This window comes from Leucobacter soli (assembly GCF_042659205.1).
GTDB classification, from domain to species: Bacteria; Actinomycetota; Actinomycetes; order Actinomycetales; family Microbacteriaceae; genus Leucobacter; species Leucobacter soli.
Map to the genome: position 1 here is coordinate 1 of NZ_JBHSRW010000508.1, position 508 is coordinate 508.

Sequence of the window (508 nt, forward strand, 5' to 3'; positions counted from 1 at the left end):
GGCGTTCGGCGCCGGCATCGGCGAGCACCGTGGCGAGGAAGGCCGTCTTGGCCTCGAGGTGCACGACCACGGCGATCCGCGTGCCGCGCAGCGCGCCGTCGTTCACCGCATCGCGCACGTAGCCGTCGAGCACCGGGGAGTGCCGGCGCACCCATTCGATCCTCGCCGCCCCGTCGCGCGCCAGCGCGCTCTCGGCGCTGAGAGTCTCGGACATCTCGCTCCTCACTCGATGAAGACGTCGGCAATGTCCACGATCTTAGCGCTTAGATCGTGATGGGCAAGCGGATGCGACCAGGCGTGAGGGTACTGTTACACGCGCCCCGCGGCTTCGCGCTCGCCGCGCCTACCCGGTCGCACCGGCCTGCGGGCAACCGCAGGTGTCGCCGATCACCAGCTCACCGGCGAAGACCACGTGCTCGGCGGCGGCAGCCCCGACGGCGGCACCGGCACCGCATGCCGGATCCGGCGATGGCGCGGCCAGCGTGTCCAACAGGTCGAAGGCGCGCGC

The 508-nt window shown here is 71.7% G+C and carries 1 protein-coding gene; it reads right to left on the reverse strand.

Features of this window, described 5'->3' with window-relative positions:
* Positions 1-214: hypothetical protein (locus ACFPZL_RS14215; RefSeq protein ID WP_382336068.1), on the reverse strand; the 214-nt coding region annotated here is incomplete at its 3' end.
* Between the last annotated feature and the right edge of the window lie 294 nt (positions 215-508).